15 protein-coding genes are annotated in these 17,581 nt (G+C 46.5%); 7 read left to right on the top strand and 8 right to left on the bottom strand.

From position 1 onward, the window contains the following. Positions 1–1,218 carry a dipeptidase gene (locus tag BST99_RS01285; protein ID WP_105000193.1) on the top strand — a complete coding sequence of 406 codons (1,218 nt, stop codon included), beginning with the start codon at positions 1–3 and terminating at the stop codon, positions 1,216–1,218. 6 nt (positions 1,219–1,224) lie between these two features. On the opposite strand, the gene BST99_RS01280 is transcribed toward BST99_RS01285, so the two are convergent. After that, on the bottom strand, positions 1,225–2,352 hold the full coding sequence (locus BST99_RS01280) for a glycoside hydrolase family 16 protein (RefSeq protein WP_105002386.1): 1,128 nt from the start codon (positions 2,350–2,352) through the stop codon (positions 1,225–1,227). Positions 2,353–2,439: 87 nt separating this feature from the next. Next, positions 2,440–2,766 (bottom strand): YegP family protein, encoded by a 327-nt coding sequence (locus BST99_RS01275; protein WP_105000192.1) that lies wholly within the window; start codon positions 2,764–2,766, stop codon positions 2,440–2,442. Between the two features lie 95 nt (positions 2,767–2,861). On the opposite strand from BST99_RS01275, the gene BST99_RS01270 reads away from it, so the two are divergent. Continuing rightward, positions 2,862–3,743 carry an alpha/beta hydrolase gene (locus BST99_RS01270; RefSeq protein WP_105002385.1) on the top strand — a complete coding sequence of 294 codons (882 nt, stop codon included), beginning with the start codon at positions 2,862–2,864 and terminating at the stop codon, positions 3,741–3,743. On the opposite strand, the gene BST99_RS01265 is transcribed toward BST99_RS01270, so the two are convergent. Both BST99_RS01265 and BST99_RS14560 read right to left on the bottom strand, forming a co-directional pair. Continuing rightward, positions 3,740–6,346 (bottom strand): S41 family peptidase, encoded by a 2,607-nt coding sequence (locus BST99_RS01265; protein WP_245916150.1) that lies wholly within the window; start codon positions 6,344–6,346, stop codon positions 3,740–3,742. The genes BST99_RS01270 and BST99_RS01265 overlap by 4 nt on opposite strands. Continuing rightward, entirely contained in the window at positions 6,343–6,975 is a 633-nt protein-coding gene (locus BST99_RS14560; RefSeq protein WP_245916149.1) for a hypothetical protein, read from the bottom strand. The genes BST99_RS01265 and BST99_RS14560 overlap by 4 nt, the downstream gene beginning before the upstream one ends. Positions 6,976–7,125: 150 nt before the next feature. Between BST99_RS14560 and BST99_RS01260 the strand changes: the two genes are divergently transcribed. The 5 genes from BST99_RS01260 (at position 7,126) to BST99_RS01240 (ending at position 9,868) form a co-directional block, all read left to right on the top strand. Then, the gene (locus BST99_RS01260; protein WP_105000191.1) at positions 7,126–7,851 is read left to right on the top strand and encodes a hypothetical protein; all 726 of its coding nucleotides are present in this window, start codon (positions 7,126–7,128) and stop codon (positions 7,849–7,851) included. 37 nt (positions 7,852–7,888) lie between these two features. Beyond that, positions 7,889–8,308, top strand: a complete 420-nt coding sequence (locus BST99_RS01255; RefSeq protein WP_105000190.1) for a hypothetical protein — start codon at positions 7,889–7,891, stop codon at positions 8,306–8,308. A 142-nt stretch (positions 8,309–8,450) separates the two neighbouring features. Continuing rightward, the gene (locus tag BST99_RS01250) at positions 8,451–8,735 is read left to right on the top strand and encodes a hypothetical protein (RefSeq protein ID WP_105000189.1); all 285 of its coding nucleotides are present in this window, start codon (positions 8,451–8,453) and stop codon (positions 8,733–8,735) included. A 63-nt stretch (positions 8,736–8,798) separates the two neighbouring features. After that, positions 8,799–9,011 carry a hypothetical protein gene (locus BST99_RS01245; protein WP_105000188.1) on the top strand — a complete coding sequence of 71 codons (213 nt, stop codon included), beginning with the start codon at positions 8,799–8,801 and terminating at the stop codon, positions 9,009–9,011. A gap of 83 nt (positions 9,012–9,094) precedes the next feature. Beyond that, positions 9,095–9,868 (top strand): hypothetical protein, encoded by a 774-nt coding sequence (locus tag BST99_RS01240; protein WP_181044123.1) that lies wholly within the window; start codon positions 9,095–9,097, stop codon positions 9,866–9,868. Here the strand turns inward: BST99_RS01240 and BST99_RS01235 are convergent. The 4 genes from BST99_RS01235 to BST99_RS01220 all read right to left on the bottom strand — a co-directional run bounded on the left by BST99_RS01235 (position 9,862) and on the right by BST99_RS01220 (position 17,579). Beyond that, complete coding sequence (locus BST99_RS01235) at positions 9,862–10,458, bottom strand: hypothetical protein (RefSeq protein ID WP_105000186.1); 597 nt, start codon at positions 10,456–10,458, stop codon at positions 9,862–9,864. The genes BST99_RS01240 and BST99_RS01235 overlap by 7 nt on opposite strands. 124 nt (positions 10,459–10,582) lie before the next feature. After that, complete coding sequence (locus BST99_RS01230; protein ID WP_181044122.1) at positions 10,583–12,205, bottom strand: glycoside hydrolase family 16 protein; 1,623 nt, start codon at positions 12,203–12,205, stop codon at positions 10,583–10,585. A 14-nt stretch (positions 12,206–12,219) separates the two neighbouring features. After that, complete coding sequence (locus BST99_RS01225; RefSeq protein ID WP_146106170.1) at positions 12,220–16,074, bottom strand: hypothetical protein; 3,855 nt, start codon at positions 16,072–16,074, stop codon at positions 12,220–12,222. A gap of 17 nt (positions 16,075–16,091) precedes the next feature. Continuing rightward, positions 16,092–17,579, bottom strand: a complete 1,488-nt coding sequence (locus BST99_RS01220; protein WP_105000183.1) for a RagB/SusD family nutrient uptake outer membrane protein — start codon at positions 17,577–17,579, stop codon at positions 16,092–16,094. Between the last annotated feature and the right edge of the window lie 2 nt (positions 17,580–17,581).

Genomic DNA, 17,581 nt, shown 5'->3' with positions numbered 1-17,581 from the left:
ATGCAAGAAAGCACTATTGATCAACACGTTCAGGAGCTACATTCAGAACTCCTGACCCTCGATTCCCACATCGATATCAATGTAGCTAACTTCACTAAGGAGGTCAACTACACCCAAAATCTAGACACCCAATTCAACCTGCCTAAAATGAAACAAGGAGGGTTGGATGTGGCCTGGCTTATCGTCTTTACGGGGCAGGGTGAGCTCAATGAAGCGGCCTACAAAAACGCAAGAGAAGTTGCCCTCTCTAAATTTGATGCCATTGATCGTCTCTGCATGGAGTACGCTCCTGAGCAGGTCGAACTGGCTACTTCTTCCTCCGAGGTTAAAAGGATTTTGGAAAAAGGCAAAAAGGTCATCATGATCGGTGTAGAAAACGCCTACCCACTGGGGACCGACCTCAAGCAATTGGAGGATTATCATCAGCGTGGAGCCCGTTATATTTCGATGTCGCACAATGGGCACAACCAATTGTGTGATTCCAATACCGGGGAAGAAGATGATATTTGGATTCACGGAGGCCTGAGTGGTTTAGGTCGAGAAGCCTTGGCCGAGATGAACCGCTTAGGAATCATGGCGGATGTTAGCCACGTCTCCCGAGAGACCATGATGCAGATGGTTCAACTTTCCGAAGCGCCCATTATCGCGTCGCATTCTTCTGCCCGAGCCCTTTGTGGTCACTCCCGCAATTTGGACGATGAGCAACTCCAAGCGCTCAAAGAAAAAGGAGGATTGGTGCAAGCGGTAGCCTTTAGCTCCTATTTGCACACCGAAAAACACAATGCCCGTGCAGCCTTTATGAAGCAGTATTTAAAACGCGCCGCAAGCGAATTGGGGTTACCGTATTTCGATCGCTCTCAATTCTCCCGACTGCTCAAGGAAGACTTCGTTGCCTTTATGAACAGTCGCTTCCGCATTCAAACCTTGGCTAATGCCCTGGCCGCAGAAGACAAGCAGGCGCCTGCTCAGGTCAATGTGCAGGACTTCGCCGATCACGTAGATTACCTGGTCGATAAAATGGGAATTGATCAAGTAGGACTCAGCTCCGATTTTGATGGGGGTGGTGGTATTGCCGGTTGGCAGGACAGCTCCGAAACGATCAATGTCACTCGAGAATTGATCAAGCGTGGATACGACAAAGAAGCCCTCACCAAATTATGGGGTGCGAATATGCTTCGTATACTTGACGAGGTCGAGTCCTATGCAGCCTCGAGATAAGCCGACTTATTGATACACTCGTACGTAGTCAATCTCCATTACATCCTCAGTGAAGTTTGCCGGGATATCCCCTCCCAGGTTACCACCCATGGCGATGTTTAACAGCAAATAGTGGGGATTGTCAAAGGGTTTATCTTGGGTATTGGACAACTCGTAAATCAATTGCCCATCCATTTCGACACGCATGCTGTTTTCGGTCCATTCTAAGGAATAAATGTGAAAGTCGGTTCCCACACCAGCGATATCAATCTCCCCCCCTTCATTCTGGTACGCACCCGTATTGGTGTTGCCCCAGTGAAAGAAGCCAATGGTACGGGTTTTGTCCCAACCTTTTTGTTCCATGATATCAATCTCGCCACAAGCAGGCCAGCCCACACTACCGAAAGTAGTTCCGTGGTAGTTGCCAATCTCATTGATGTTGGCGCCCAGCGTCCAGATCGCAGGCCAAGTCCCTCCTCTAGACGGCGTCTTCGCTCGAACTTCGACACGGCCGTACTGGAAGGTGAAAATAGAATTCAAACGCGCCGAGGTGTACTCCCGGGTAGAATTTTGGGTGGTATAAGTCTCTTTCTTTGCTACGATTTTCAGTGTCCCATCGCTCACGTAAGAGTTGTCTAAACGATCCGTATAGTGTTGTTGCTCCCCATTGAACCATCCTCCGTTTTGGGGTGGAATAATCTGGTGATGCCACTTTTCAGGATCCAAGGCCCCATCTTCATCAAATTCATCCGAAAAGACCAAAGTCGAGAACAATTCTGAAGAAACAAAGACCTGGTACTGACGGGATAAAGCCAATTCATTCCCTGTTTCGGAAATGGCCTTCACCAATACGGCGTAGGTTCTCGTTCCAGCCAAATCATGGCGGTACTGAACCTGTCCGGTATTGGATTCTATGAGCTGTCCATCAGAAAATTGAAAGGTGAAGCGAACAGCATTATCGGCGTTGGCACTCAGAAGTACTTCTCCTGATCCATCCCCATTGGGATTTTGGGAATCAGAACCAACTCGGACGACTTCAACCGTGAGGTTTGCAGGGATAATATCGGTGTTCGGTTCGGGTACATCAGGGGTGTCTGTAGTGCCGCAAGAAACCAGCACAAAGAAGACGCCCAATACGAAAGCTTTCCATTTCATAGGCGGATCTAGCAATTTTGTTTACAAGATAGGGGCTGAAAACAAAAAAACCTCCCGAAGGAGGCTTAAATTATTCAGCTGCAGCTGTTAAATTTCTTCTACTGAAGCGTCAGGAGCGTTCTTTTTCACCGAGCTGATTCCATTTTCCATAGCGGAAGAGCTGGAATACATTTCGCTTTTTCCGATGACCTGACCATTGGAAGCCTTTAGGTTAAAATAAGGGCTACCATCCTTAGCCTCTTTTCTTTCGAAACGTCCATCTTCAGAAGCGTTCTTTTTTACAGATTCCACGCCGTTCTCGCAGGCCGCTTTACTGTTGTACTGCTCACTAGTGAGAATGATCTGGCCATTCCCTGCTTTGAGGTTAAACATGAAGTTTCCTTTAGCAGTTGTTTTAATCTCAAACTTTCCCATTGGATATTATTTTGTTTAAATGTAGGATTTTAACGACTTTAAGGTACAAGTATTTCAATCAATCTCTCAACAATCTGACGTTCAAAACAGAAAAAATGTTAAAAAATCTTCTTTTATTACCGAAAACCCTCCTGTGTTTCCTTGCGCTTTTGACGGTCGCTCAGATCCACGGGCAACATAGTAAAGTATACGACAACCTCACGGTAAAGAGTAAGATTTTAAAAGAAGAGCGAAACTACGCGGTCTATTTGCCCCCGGATTACGAACTCTCAAAACGGCATTACCCCGTCCTGTACCTCCTGCACGGATATACCGATAACCACACGGGCTGGGTCCAATTTGGAGAGGTAAGGCGAATCACAGACCAAGCCATAGCCAGAGGCAAAGCAACCCCGATGATCATTGTCATGCCTGACGCGGATACCGGGCAGCCTGGGTACACCAATACCATAGACGGAAAATGGAAGTTTGAGGAGTTCTTTTTTGAGGAACTGATGCCCACGGTCGAATCGCGATTTAGAATTAAGAAAGAAAAGCGTTATCGCGCTGTCTCCGGTCTTTCTATGGGTGGAGGAGGCACTTTTCTCTACGCCTTGCACCGGCCTGATCTTTTTGCGTCAGCCTGCCCCTTAAGTGCCTGGATGGGGCCACAAACGGCCGAAGAGCTCGCCGGATTTCAACAACTTAAAAACAAAAAGCTCTCCGAGGAAGAACTTGAAAAATACCTGGACATTAATAACCCGCTTCGACTGGTGGAAAGCATGAGCGAAAAAGATCTGAATTCTGTTCGCTGGTTTATCGATTGTGGGGATGACGACTTTCTTTTTGAGGGCAACAGCCTAATGCATATCGCGATGACTAAAAAGAAAATCAAACACGAATACCGTGTAAGAGACGGAGGCCACACCTGGACCTACTGGCGGGCCTCCCTTCCTCTTGTTTTAGAATTTATCAGTGCTGGATTTCACCAGTACTAGTTCACGTCTTGTAGCAATTCGTCCACGGACCGCTCCAATTGCTGGTCACGACCTTCGGCGATGATCTTTGGATCATTTTTGACCAGAATCTGCGGGTTGGTCTGGTTGTTTTCCATCCACTCCCCTGCTTTGTTTTTGGCGCTTACCGGCACAACGCCCCAATAGCCGCCGTTCGGTAATCCTTCCCATCCAGCAAAACTACAGGTACCCGGGACAGGCATTCCAACGGTCTTTCCAATTTTCAAATCCGTGTACCCACTGGCAAAACAATGCCCGTCGCTGTACATGGATTCATTGAACATGGCCAGGGTAGGTTTGGTCCATCGCGAAGTGGGTTCTCCTCCCACACGACGCGCCTCTGTTTCGTAAGAAATAAAAGGCTCTCCGGTAAAGAACATGGCTAAATCGGCTACCAAGTCTCCTCCTCCATTAAAACGGGTATCCACAATAACACCCTTCTTATCGCCATATTTACCCAGCATTTTCTCGTAGATGTTGCGGTAAGGACCATCGCTCATCCCTGGAATATGGACATAACCCAATTTACCATTACTGCGCTTGGCCACTTCGGATTCGTTCTTCTTAACCCAGCGGTTGTAGAGCAGACGATTTTCCTGACCAGTTGTGATTGGCTTGACGGTGATCTGCTGAGTGCTCCCATCAACTTTGCGCAGTTCGAGTAGAGTGATCTTACCAGCCAGTCTATTCAGATAGGAGGCCAGGTCCTTCTCTGGACTTAGCACCGTTCCGTTAACACTTAGAATGATATCCCCTTTACGGACATTGAGGCCTGCTTTATCCAAAGGCCCACCCTTCATGACCTCAACGACACGCAGTCCATCTCCTTTGTGAGCGTAGTCCATAAAGATTCCCAAGCTAGCGGTCGCATCTCCATTCTGTATGCTGCTGTTGTACCCTGCTCCCGCGTGACTCACGTTTAACTCTCCTAACATCTCGGACATCATTTCAGCGAACTCAAAAGAATTACCCAAATGAGGCAGGTACTTTTCGTACTCTGTCTTGAGCTTGTCCCAGTTTTTACCATGAAAATCTGAGGTGTAGAATATCTTGTTGGTTCGAATCCAGATATGCTCAAACATGGCCTTGCGTTCCGCCTCAGTATCCAATAGCATTTCGGAGCGCATAGCCACCGGTTTGGTTCTTTTCGTTTTGAGGTTCACCTTCGAAATTCGTCCAGCGCTCAGCAGGTAGAGGTTTTCTTGCTTAGCATCCCATTGTAGCGAACCTCCTCTTCCTTTAAGAGAAATCAGTTGCTGGGTTTTCTTGGTTCTTAGTTCTGTCTCCCAAAGGTTGTATCCCTTTTCGAATTGAGCGAGGTAGTAGAGCTTTTCGCCATCTTTAGACAAGACTGCATCCGACAGACGCGAAGAGTGAATGGTCAAACGCGCTTTGCGGTTTTCTGCATTGGCCCAATCCAACTTCAGAGGATCAGCTTCCTTCTTCTCGTCTTTTTTGGCGTCTTTCTTCTTCTTTTTATCATCCTCTTTTTTGGCCGAACCACTATCTTTTTTGCTGTCTTTTTCGAGCAGCTTCTTGAGGTCGTAGTCTTCCTTAGAAAGGCTGAATTTATCCCAGGCTTCCTGGGTAAAGAACATGGTGTAAATATCGGTCTGTGTACGACCACTGGTCGCGTAACTCTTAAGCCCATCCCGGTTGCTGAACCAGATCATTTGTTCCCCTTTGCCAATCCATTTGGGGTAGTAATCGTAGTAGCCACTTTGGGTCAGATTAATCCGCTGCTCTCCGTCCTTAGAAAGCAAGAGTACCTCTTCGTTACTCAGGCTTTGCCCCCAGCTAAAGAGTAACCAACGGCTATCAGGACTCCAGGTGAAGTACTGATCACCATCAGTCATATGGTAAAGATCGTCCGGTGTAAGCAAGGTGGTCTTGGATTTGGATTTTAAATCCATCACAACCAAACTACGACGGTCCTCAATAAAGGCCACATACTTTCCATCGGCAGAAAAGCGAGGCAAGTAGTGTTCTTTATCGCCCTTTATATACTTCTTCTCTTCCAATAGAGTCGAAGCGAAAAAGTAAGGTTCTTCGCTGCGTTGTTTTAGCGTTTGAAACAAGGTCCACTTTCCATTGACCTCCCGGGAATAGACCAATCCCTTCCCATCGTGGGTGAACTGAACAAAGCGCTCTTGTTCGGGAGTTTTGGTGATCTGCTTGGTCAATCCGCTTTCTACAGCGGTTACAAAGACTTCCCCTCGAGAGATAAAGGCGATTTCTTTTCCGTTAGGCGAAACTTGCATCTCACGTACTCCTCCGGAAATGGAAACCACCTGATCCTTGTTTTCGACATCCGAGCTGCGCAGAAAAACCCGAACTTTTTGGGCTTGTGTCCCCTCGCGTAAAGCGTACAATTCTCCATCATAACTAAAAGTCATCACCCCCTGAGCAGCCGTTAAGTGGCGGATAGGGTGTTTCTCGAAACGGGTCAGCTGCTTGGAGCTTCCTGGGAATTCCAAGTCCATTTCGTGGATATTAAAGGTTCCACTTTCTTCGCTCAGATAAAAGATGCGTTCCTGACTTTTACTGAAGACTGGATTTCGGTCTTCACCCGAAAAATTCGTCAACTTTTTGTGGTTTCCGGTTTTGGGATCGTACGTCCAGATATCGCGTGCAATAGAGCTGGTGTGGTGTTTTCTGAATTCATTTTCTCCCCCTTTTTTGTCGTGTAGATATAGCGATTACCATCGGCACTAATGCGCACATCTTCGGCAGGAACCGTTAGAATTTGATCAACACGGCCCCCATTACGTGGAACCTTATACAACTCGGGTTGAGAACGCGTAGGGTATTGTCTGTGTTCGGCCAAGTCCTGCCGAACTGCTCCAAAGACCACGCCTTTATCGTCGGCACTGAAGGTAAATGGATGCTCGTCTGTACTGTGGAAAGTCAGGCGTTTTGCTGGTCCCCCAGCCGCATCTATGGTAAAGATGTCAAAATTCCCATAGCGATCCGAGGCAAAGGCAATGGTTTTGCCATCGCGGCTCCAAACAGCCTTGTAATCGTGGGCTTTGTGGTAGGTTAACTGTCGTGCCTCTCCTCCTGTTACGGGTACCGAGAACAAATCTCCTTTATAGGTAAAAACGACTGTTTTTCCATCCGGAGAGATGGAAGGATAACGCACCCAGTTTGGTGTCACCTGGGCGTGTAGCATTGTAGCAAATAAAATGCCGGTCAGTAGCAGTGTATTCTTCATGTTTAGGTGTAAAAACTGCGAACCAAGATAAGTCAATCGCCTAGAGAAGCCGTAGACTTTAACACTAGCCGTTAATTTTTCTTTATCAATGGCCGAATCCGGCTAATTCCAAAGAATAATTACCTTTAGCCCGCCCCAAACCCCATAAGTATGAATAGCCGGAGAGTCCTATTGTTCACTTTGGGCGTATTCATTTTCTTTCTTGCCTGTGTCGATCCCAAGACCCGATCCCAAGTAGAACGCCAACGGGAAGAGACCAGATCAACTCTTGAAACCTTGCAAAAGGAACTGGAGGAGGAGGAAGAAAATATTGAACGTCTTAAAAAGGAAATTGAGCTCGCTGAATCGGAATACCACAAAAGCCAGGAAGAAGAAACCTTTGTGGTTATCTTGCCTGAAGGAGAACAAAAATCGTCCCCTGCTCTGCCTGAGAGTAAGCAAACCAACACCTTACAAAAGATCTGGGTAGAAGACAGCATCGCTACAGACCAAGGTCCTCTGGGATTGCGTCATCTGCTCTTAGTGCAAAAACAACCATCAGAATCTTTGGTGGGATGGATGTCTCAATTTGTTTCAGAAAACTCCCTGTATACCTCGGATTACTTTATACGTTTTATGCAGTTTTCTGGCCGTCCAAGTGCCAATAAAGTCACCGAAGTAGATCCTGTGGATTTATACATTTTAGTTCAACCGAACCGCTTAGAAAGCTCTGCAAAGACCTATTTGATTCGGGGACTTTACTCGCCTCAGACCAAACGAGGCGATACCAGCGAAAAAGGCACCTATTTGCTCCTGAATCACGGATTGCTTAACCGAAAAACCGATAGTCTTTGGATTGATGAAGATGCTCTGCGCTTGACAGACGGAAGACCTTGATTTTTTTTGCATCTTGTCTAAGGCTAAATACCTCATCATGAGACGCTCCTTATTCTACCTTTTCTTTCTTACTCTTTTGGCTTGTACAGAAGCAGAACAAGACGAAAACGAGGTTCGCCTATTATCAGGCCAATGGCAGTTATCTAACATTTCTGGAGGACTTACAGGGTCAAGTACGGATTTTAACCCTGGAGAATTGAAATGGAATATTAACCTTTTTGCTTCTGTGGTTAGCGTCTCGTCAAACTTAGACGAAAACGACCCTAAAAGAGGACAGTTTCCCCTTGCGAATGGTGTTTATTCATTTGATTTAATCCAACAAGAAGAGGAACTTCGTTACACCTATGATTTTATTGTCGAAGGAGAAAGATTGGGCACCTTGTCCTGGAGACAAAATCGATTGCGGCTTGACGCCGGTACAGCGGCAGATGGTCTCCTCTATGTTTTCAGTCGTTAAATATCTTCCTTTTAAGCAAAAGCTAAATTCAGGTTAAATAGAGCTCTCCCAAACAGCACAGGTTCTTCCAACCCCTAATTTTGTAGTCCGTTTGTGGCATACGTTTTGCTACTTTTTTTCGTTATAAGAGAGAGAATAAACTATGTGGACTGATTCCCAACTACAAGAACTGATTGAATTGCTTCCCAACCTGGCTTTGGCCTGGGTGCTCCTGGGAGCGATTTGCTATGTTCTATTTCAGAGCAGTCGTTTTGTTATCAGAAACATTGCTTACTACCCGGCACAGCCTCCTGTTCGTCGAAAAAACGTGAAGCGTAGCATTGCTACCTCAATGTTGTCCAGTTTACTTATTATTTTATTCGTTGGATTAACCCAAATCAACTACTGGGAACGCCTCTATGTGGAGTTCCTCTTGTGGATACAGTAAACTTTAACACCCCTAGGCGTAACTTTTGATTTTATCGGGCGTCTATCTATTAAAACGAACATCATGCTAAAAGGCCGTCACATCCTTCTCATCGTCCTCCTTTCCCAAGTCGGATCGGTGGTCGTGGATCTCTATCAACATCGTTCGCAAGGCCTTTTCTACTTTTCTAACCTGGATATACACAACCTGAGCCTCTTGGGTTTTTATGGTTTATTGTATGCGGCAATCGCTTTGGTGTTTTACGGACTATTCCGGTGGATGGGTCGGATGATGTAATTTCGCCATTCCCTTTCCTACTCACTCAACCTAACGCCTTCCTCCCTCAATAGCGCTTGCCACCAGAAGCCCTTCCATGTATTTTGCGGAAAAGCTTCACCCATGAAAGCACTCTGCGTACTTGTTCTTCTCTCTTGTTTCAGCCTTTCCTGCAAGAGTTATCAAACGCTGGCACCGGAAACGACTGCCCTCAAAAAATAAGCGGCTATGTTCCCGTAGATCCTTTGGAATATGCCCATCCTATTCAACTCTTTCAAAAGCAACAAAGCCTGCGCAAGCATTTAGGGCAGTGCTCAAAACAAGAAAAACTGGACTTTCTTATCAACGAAAATGTCTTGGTCTCGGTTTTGGAGCACGATCGGGGAGGCGATCTCAGTGTGAGCAATAGCTTTGTGTCAAAAAAGAATTCCTCGTACCGCGTGATTATGGATTATTCCAAGTTCCGAACGGTGAATTCCGAGGAATGTGGTCAGGCCCGTATCGGGGTGGGATTGCGGCTGGTGGCCCACATCAAAGCCCATAAATCCAACATCAATTTTGGCGATCTCTTCGCTTTGGGTTTGGCCGCAGAATCGAATCATATTTCAGGCACACTTTCAATTGAGATTATCGGTATTAAATCTAGGGAAGTAACAGGTACCCTGCCTCTTCCAAGCGAAATCAATCGTACCAGTATTCAACAAGCCATGCAAGCCCTGTCGACGATTAAATCCAGAATATACGACCAGACTACACAAATACATCCTCAAGTAATCGCGATAAAAACCTGTTCGGAAGACCCCGCTCAATACGATAACCTCATCGGAGAATTAGGCAAGCGTAATGATAAGAATCAACAGTGGGAATGGCGTTATTGACTGGAATCAGCTTCATGATATTGACGTATAGCATTGAGCTCCCTTTGCAGACTTTGCACTTCTTCCATATGGCGGATTTCCATCCGCTTCAGCCTTTCTTCTAATTCCTTTTCGCTGACTTTGGGCTCGCCGAATAAAGTCCATACCACTGCTGTTGAGGAAACCAAAAAACTGAAACCCAACATACACAAGAGCAAAATGATCCACTGCCGCTCCCTTTTCAGGGAAGACTTCGTACTTTTTTTCATAGGTTTCTTCTTAGAAGAACGCCCTCCGCCCAGGTGTTGTAAGAAGGTATCCCACTTTTCCTCTTCCTGAATAAACAGATTTTTAAAGCCACCGCTTTCCAGAAACTCATCCGTATAGGCGGTCGAGGACAACATGAAGACTTTCACTCCATTTCCGCTGATGGTATCCAGGAGTTGGTTGTCGTATTCCAGAATCTCTTCGATCAGTTTCTCAGCAAATTTCCGGTCGTAGTTGGGTCTTAGAAATTCGTCATAGAGTAGCTGTGTCTCAAAGTAATCGTCCCGGGAACAGGCGTACTCAAGAAACTTGTCTTTCAATTCAGACTTGAAAAACTCGGTCATGTTGGGGTGCGCTGATTAGGTGTTTAAGCGAACCCTAAATGTAAAAAAAGAAAAGGGATCCTTGCGCTCACTTTGCAAGAATCCCAATTCCAGGAACTAATCCCTATTCAAAAATTTTTCACACTTATTGGTAGACGCGGATGTAATCAACTTCCATTGTAGAAGAACTGAAGGCCGGATCAATTGCTCCGCCAAAGTTTCCTCCCATGGCTACATTGAGAATCAAAAAGAAATCTTTGTTAAACGGTAGACTTCCACTATTACTAAGTGCTCCGTATTCTTCGTCGTTAATCAGGAATCGAATGGTATTTTCGGACCAGATGATGGAATACACATTAAAGTCGTCTGACACCCCTTCAACAACCGTGTTAACGGATCTGGAATTTCCTCCAAAGTTAGCCGGATCGTGGGTGGATCCAAAAATGGTATTCTGTTGGTTACCTACGTGTTCCATAATGTCAATTTCTCCGGCAGCAGGCCATGCATTGGTTTCAAAATCTGATCCGAGGAGCCAAAGTGCTGGCCAAGTTCCACCGCCTGTAGGCAGTTTAGCTCGAATGTCTACCCGTCCGTATTGGAACTCAAACTTCTGGTAAGTTTGAATTCTGGAGGAGGTGTAAGCACTTCCGGCGAAGTTTTCTTGGCGCGCGGTGATTTTTAGCATCCCATCCTCCACTACAATATTCTCAGGTCGATCGGTGTAGTACTGGGATTCTCCGTTACCCCAGCCGTTCTCACCGGTCCCGATTTCGTAGTTCCAGGTAGCGGTATCCAGAGTCCCCGTATCAAACTCCTCCTCAAAAATCAAGGTATCAAAGACTGGATCTTCGCCTCCACCTCCACTGCCTGCATCTTCAGGAACAAAAGTGGAGTACCAAGCCAATGGATCGTCTCCGTTAAAAGGAGAACTAATTCCTCGTAATACCAGTTTATCGGCAGTCAATTCAACAATCTCGTATTCTCCGGAAACCACTACCCAGTAGCTCATAAAGCTGTCTCCTACATCCAGGGTACGCGTACCATCGGCATTGTCGATGATGACAAAGTTTTCCTGAAAGGGAACTTGGGTGGTTATATCACGGCACTCATCAACAAACTGTCCTGGTGTTGCATCAGGGAAGAAGCGATTGACTTCTGCCCAGTTGATAAAGACCTCGTTATTTGCACCGGGATCTAGGGTGAAGTTGTAATTGTCATTATCGTCATAGCTGAAGGTCAGCACGTCGTCATAAAGACAAGTGTTCAACTGATTGGGTCCTGCACTAAAAAATTCAGGGAAGTTATTGGTTAAAGGTCCAACTCCAAAGTGTCCGGCTACCGTCTGATCCCAAACCCAACGCTTGGATCCGCTTCCTCCAATCATTTCGAGTGTAGACTGATCGATAAAAAGTCGCACATCCATATCCAAAAACACCGTTGTGCTCGAGCTAACGCCTCCAACACCAAATGCAATCACAGATACTGGAGCCTGGTATTGACCGGACTGAGTAAAGCGGAAACTCGCCGTCTCTCCTGGCGAAAGTACCTGCGGTGTTGCACCGGGCGTAAAGATCACGTGAAAGTACAAGGCATCATCCGCCGTTGGACTCACGGTAACATTTCCTGATTGGTCATTTAAAACTGTCGCGTTAACCGACAAGTTCATCGGGACCACTATGGTCTGCAACTCCGGCTCCTCCTCCTGACAAGAAATCAGAAGGACCAGGCCTAAGAAGAGCACACTGTATTTGTTCAATATCTTTCTCATGTTCATCTCTTGTCTTATTTGTACATGTAGATGTTGTCGATATATACCTCACCAGAGTTGATCAAGTCAACAACAAACTGCTGGATGTTCGCACTACCACCAAGACCAAGGCCTTGAAGTTCAGTGAAGGTATAGTCAAAAGACAACCACTGCCCTTGAGCAATCGCTGGACTAGAACTGTCATTCACTACCATAACGGCCTCGGTAACACTTCCTCCGATATCTACGAATTTGAAGAGTGCTTGCGTATCTGCAGCAACCTCGTTCGGGAACCACAAGTCAAATCTCAAGTTGGTCATACCGGCCGCGGCCGCATCAATTTGGTTTGCACCACCAAGCTCAATGACTTGGAAGTTTCCGCCACCTCCATCAACGAAGGTGTACTTCAACGCCATGTTTCCTCCAAGGTCTACTTCTTCAAAAGCAGCAGAACCATAGAAGTTGAAACCATCTCTGGGGACATCCGTGTAGCTATCAGAGTAAATACTGATTACATCAGCAGCATCCTGAGTAGGAGCAGCAGGGCCCATTGTCGGAGCAATAGGTGCACCCGCAGAGTTGTTGTAGAAATACAAGTTATCCAAATACACCTCACCCGAGTTAATCAAATCGATCACGAACTGCTGGATGTTTGCGCTTCCACCCAATCCAAGTCCTTCTAGCTCCGTAATAGTGAAATCAAAATTCAACCACTGACCTTGTGCAATCGCAGGGTTCGAAGAGCTGTTCACGGTGATTAAGGCCTCCGTAACACTTCCACCGATATCAACCAGCTTGAAGAGTGCCTGTGTATCGGCCGCAACCTCGTTCGGGAACCAAGCGTCAAAACGGAAGTTGGTCATTCCAGCACCAGCGGCATCAATTTGGTTAGCACCACCAAGCTCAATGACCTGGAAGTTTCCGCCACCTCCGTCAACGAAAGTGTACTTGAGCGCCATGTTTCCACCGAGGTCTACTTCTTCAAAAGCAGCGGAGCCGTATAGGTTGAAACCATCTCTTGGGTTATCGGTGTAACTATCTGAGTAAATACTGATCACATCAGCAGCGTCCTGAGTTGGAGCATCTGGTCCCATCGTTGGAGCGATTGGGCCTCCGCCTCCGCCTCCACTACCGTCGTTGTAGAAGTAAAGGTTATCCAAGTATACTTCACCAGAGTTGATCAAGTCAACAACAAATTGCTGAATATTAGAGCTTCCACCCAATCCAAGTCCTTGCAATTCGGCAATGGTGAAATCAAAGTTCAACCACTGTCCTTGCGCGATGGCTGGGTTCGAAGAACTGTTTACGGTAATAATAGCCTCCGTAACACTTCCACCGATATCAACCAGCTTGAAGAGTGCCTGTGTATCGGCCGCAACCTCGTTCGGGAACCAAGCGTCAAAACGGAAGTTGGTCATTCCAGCACCAGCGGCATCAATTTGGTTAGCACCACCAAGCTCAATGACCTGGAAGTTTCCGCCACCTCCGTCAACGAAGGTGTACTTGAGCGCCATGTTTCCACCGAGGTCTACTTCTTCAAAAGCAGCGGAGCCGTAGAAATTGAAACCGTCTCTTGGGTTGTCGGTGTAGCTATCAGAGTAAATACTAATTACATCAGCAGCATCCTGAGTTGGAGCGTCAGGTCCCATCGTCGGAGCGATTGGGCCTCCACCTCCACCTCCATTGTCCACATAGAACAAGAGGTTGTCCAGATACACTTCACCCGAGTTGATCAAATCGATCACGAATTGCTGAATGTTATTTCCTGCACCCAATCCAAGACCTTGCAATTCAGCAATAGTGAAATCAAAAGTCAACCACTGTCCTTGAGCAATGGCAGGATCAGAAGAAGCATTCACATTGATCAGTGCTTCTGTAACTGTTGCTCCATTGATATCAACCAATTTGAAGAGCGCAGCAGTTTCGGCCAAAACCTCATTTGGGAACCAAGCGTCAAAACGGAAGTTGGTCATACCAGCACCAACGGCGTCGATTTGATTCGCCCCTAATTCAATCACTTGGAAATTTCCTCCACCACCTTCTACGAAAGTGTATTTAAGTGCCATATTTCCTCCCAGGTCTACTTCTTCAAATGCCGCAGAACCGTAGAAGTTAAATCCGTCTCTTGGGTTATCTGTATAACTGTCTGAGTAAATACTGATCACGTCAGCTGCATCAAAAGAAGGTGCATCAGGTCCAACGGATGGAGCCATGGGTCCACCGCCGCCGCCAGTTCCGTCTTGAGCAATATCATCCAGGTAGAAGGTTCCCGGTGTTGTTCCAGGGCCGTCAATAAAAAGAGTAATTGTAGCATACTGTCCCGTTGGAACGAAAGGCTCACCTACGCCCTGAGATCCGTCGATAAAACTCTTAACGGCATTGACAGCAAAGTCAAAACTCAAGTCTTCCCATCCAGATCCGCCGTGGGTTACCACCACTTCGTTCTGACGCTCTCCGTTGACTCCACCCTCAAATTTCAAGAGAATAGGTAAAGAAACAGTCGACCATAGTTTCATGGTAATGGTCTTGTTGTCTCCACTAAAATCAACTGGGGTATCCAGTTCCCAGAAAAGACCTTCCCAGTTCACACCAGAGTTCGTTACCGCAGCCACATTCGAAGCAGAAGTGTTGGCTCCGGATTGATCGGGGTTAGCGACAACTTCGTATTCCGCTCCATTAAAAGTCGTAGCCGCGTAGTCTACACCCGCAACATCAAAGGTCAATGGCAATTCCAAGAGGTCCGTTCCTCCACCGCCACCGGTGCTTTGATCGATATCATCCATGTAGAAGGTTCCGGCTGTTGTACCAGGACCATCAACAAAGAGTACAATAGTTCCGTACTGTCCGGTTGGGACGAAGGGTTCACCTACTCCTTGTGAACCGTCAATGAAACTCTTCACCGCGTTTACACCAAAGTCAAAGCTCAACTCTTCCCATCCAGTACCTCCGTGATCTACAACCACTTCGTTCTCGCGTTCTCCATTAACTCCTCCTTCAAATTTCAAGAGAATAGGCAGAGCTACATTAGACCAGAATTTCATGGTAATGGTCTTATTGTCACCGCTAAAGTCTACTGGAGTCCCTAAAGTAAAGGCTCCTCCTTCAAAGGCATTTCCGCTATTGGTGATCGCACCAACTTTGGATTCTTCTGTATTGGCTCCTGAAAGGTCAGGGTTGTCAACCACTTCGTAGCTCGCACCGTTGAATGTTCCAAAGGCGTAATTTACGGTTGGGATATCGAAAGTAATTGGCAGTACAATCGGATCACTAGCTCCGGTAATGGAAACCGTTTCGCTGTATTCGATGGTTGTTGCGCTGGCACTTCTAGCCACTACTCGAATGGTGTAGTCTCCTACTTCTGCATAAAGGTGTCTGAATTCTTCACCGGCCATTTTGGTCTCTGGCGTTTCGTTTTCTACATCACCCCAGAAGACGTCAAATACAGTTGCATCGTCCGCAGTTGGAGTAAAGAGAACCTCGAATGGATTCGCCTGGCTGATTTCAATATCAACCTCGAGGTTGGTCGGCTGCGTAAAGGCAATGGTTATCACCCGATTCAGTTCCGACGTCAAGCCCGTTGGTCCAATGGCCACGACGCGCAAAAGGAATTCTCCTTCTGCATAGACATGAGTAACGGTTTCGCCTGGGGCGACTTCCGTTGGTGTTTCGTTGTCAACGTCTCCGAAGTACACTTCGAAAACAGATGCACCAACCGCAGTTGGAGTAACGCTTACTTCGCCACTCTCATCCTGGGCAATGTCGAAGATGGCATTGACATTGGTAGGCGCAGAGATATCCTGTAATACATAGGATACGATCTCCTCTTCTTCACAGGCCGTAAAAGACAATGCGGCCAAAAGAAATACAAATACGTTTTTAAGTTGTTTCATCTTCATCAATTTTATTTTTAGTACCCTGGATTTTGAGCCCAGCGATTGCCAGCAAGTTCAATTTCGATGGCGGGAATGGGAAATAATTCGTGTTTACCGGTTTGAAAACCGTCAATTTCGGTGGCTGCTCTTCCGGTGCGAACCAAGTCAAAGAAACGGTGGCCTTCGCCAACCAATTCAACTCTTCTCTCTTGGTAAATCGCATCGGTCAAAGTAGATCCTGTAGCCATGACATCAGCCAATCCAGCGCGGGTACGCACCCGGTTTAGATAAGTTTGAGCCAAAGCCTCGTTGATCCCACCACGATTCAGGGCTTCTGCTGCCATCAACAGAACATCAGCAAAGCGAATCGCTCTGTAGTTGTTCGGGTTCGTTAAGTTGGCATCCCCTGTATTTAAATCACCCTGACGGGCGATATACTTTCTGTTGTAGTAACCAGTATGTTCAAAACCTTCCACGAAGGAAATCCCTGCTCCACTTGCGAAGTCTTGGTTGGCTTCTGCCCAAGAGTTGATGTCCAAAATGGCTATGTCTCTTCTCAGGTCACCATCTTCAAAAGCATCATAGGCTTCCTGAACTGGAACATTAAAACTAAAGCCTGATTCGAATAAAGGACCAGCATAGTTACGGATTCCATTAAACCCTACAGCCACGTTTCCTTCACTGCATTGAAGACATCCAAAACCAGCTCCCTCAATGTCAGTATACTGGACCTCGAAAACAGATTCAATATTGTTTTCGTTGTCGTTCTCAAACATAGTGCTGTAATCAGCAAGCAGGTCATAGGTACCAGAATTAATCAAGTCATTCAATACGTTAGCCGCTTCTGTAAACTTGTCCTGGTACAAATAGGCCTTCCCTAAAAGAGCCTGTGCAGCTCCTCTGGTCGCACGACCCGTTTGTGATTGTACCTCTGGCAAATTATCGATCGCGAAGAGCAAGTCCTGCTCAATTTGAGCGTAGACCTCCGCTACAGGAGTTCGCTCGACAACATCTTGATCACCAAACAAGAGACGGCGATCAACTGAAAGAGGCACATCACCAAACCACTTGACAAGCTCGAAGTAATAGTAAGCTCTTAAGAAGGTCGCTTCGGCGATAATAACATTCTTACCGGCAAAATCCGTCTTGTCTTTGAACTCGAGAATATAATTGGCCCTGTTCACCCCGGAGAACATCCAGCCCCACATATCCTGTAGTTGCTGATTCAGCGGTGTGTGAACCATGTCATCGATTTCTTGAATACCTGGCACATCGGTAGCACTTTCACCACCGGCCAAGGTGTTGTCCGAGGCAATTTCGCCCAGCATGACATTGATATAGGTCGACTGCAACAAGTCATAAGCCGCAATAAGTGCGTTTTGGTAGTCTTGTTCAGTATTGAAAAAGTTTTCGGAATCTTCCTCAAACGAATCCACATCAAGGAACTCGTCCGAACAGCTCAAGGGCATAAAGGCCACAATTGCTATCGCGAAGAATCTTTTGAGTTTTGTTTCGAAATTCATCT

Origin of the sequence: Aureicoccus marinus (assembly GCF_002954325.1) — a bacterium.
Lineage (GTDB): Bacteria > Bacteroidota > Bacteroidia > Flavobacteriales > Flavobacteriaceae > Aureicoccus > Aureicoccus marinus.
Note: the sequence above shows the minus strand (reverse complement) of the source record. Positions and strands in the feature narration are given on the sequence as shown.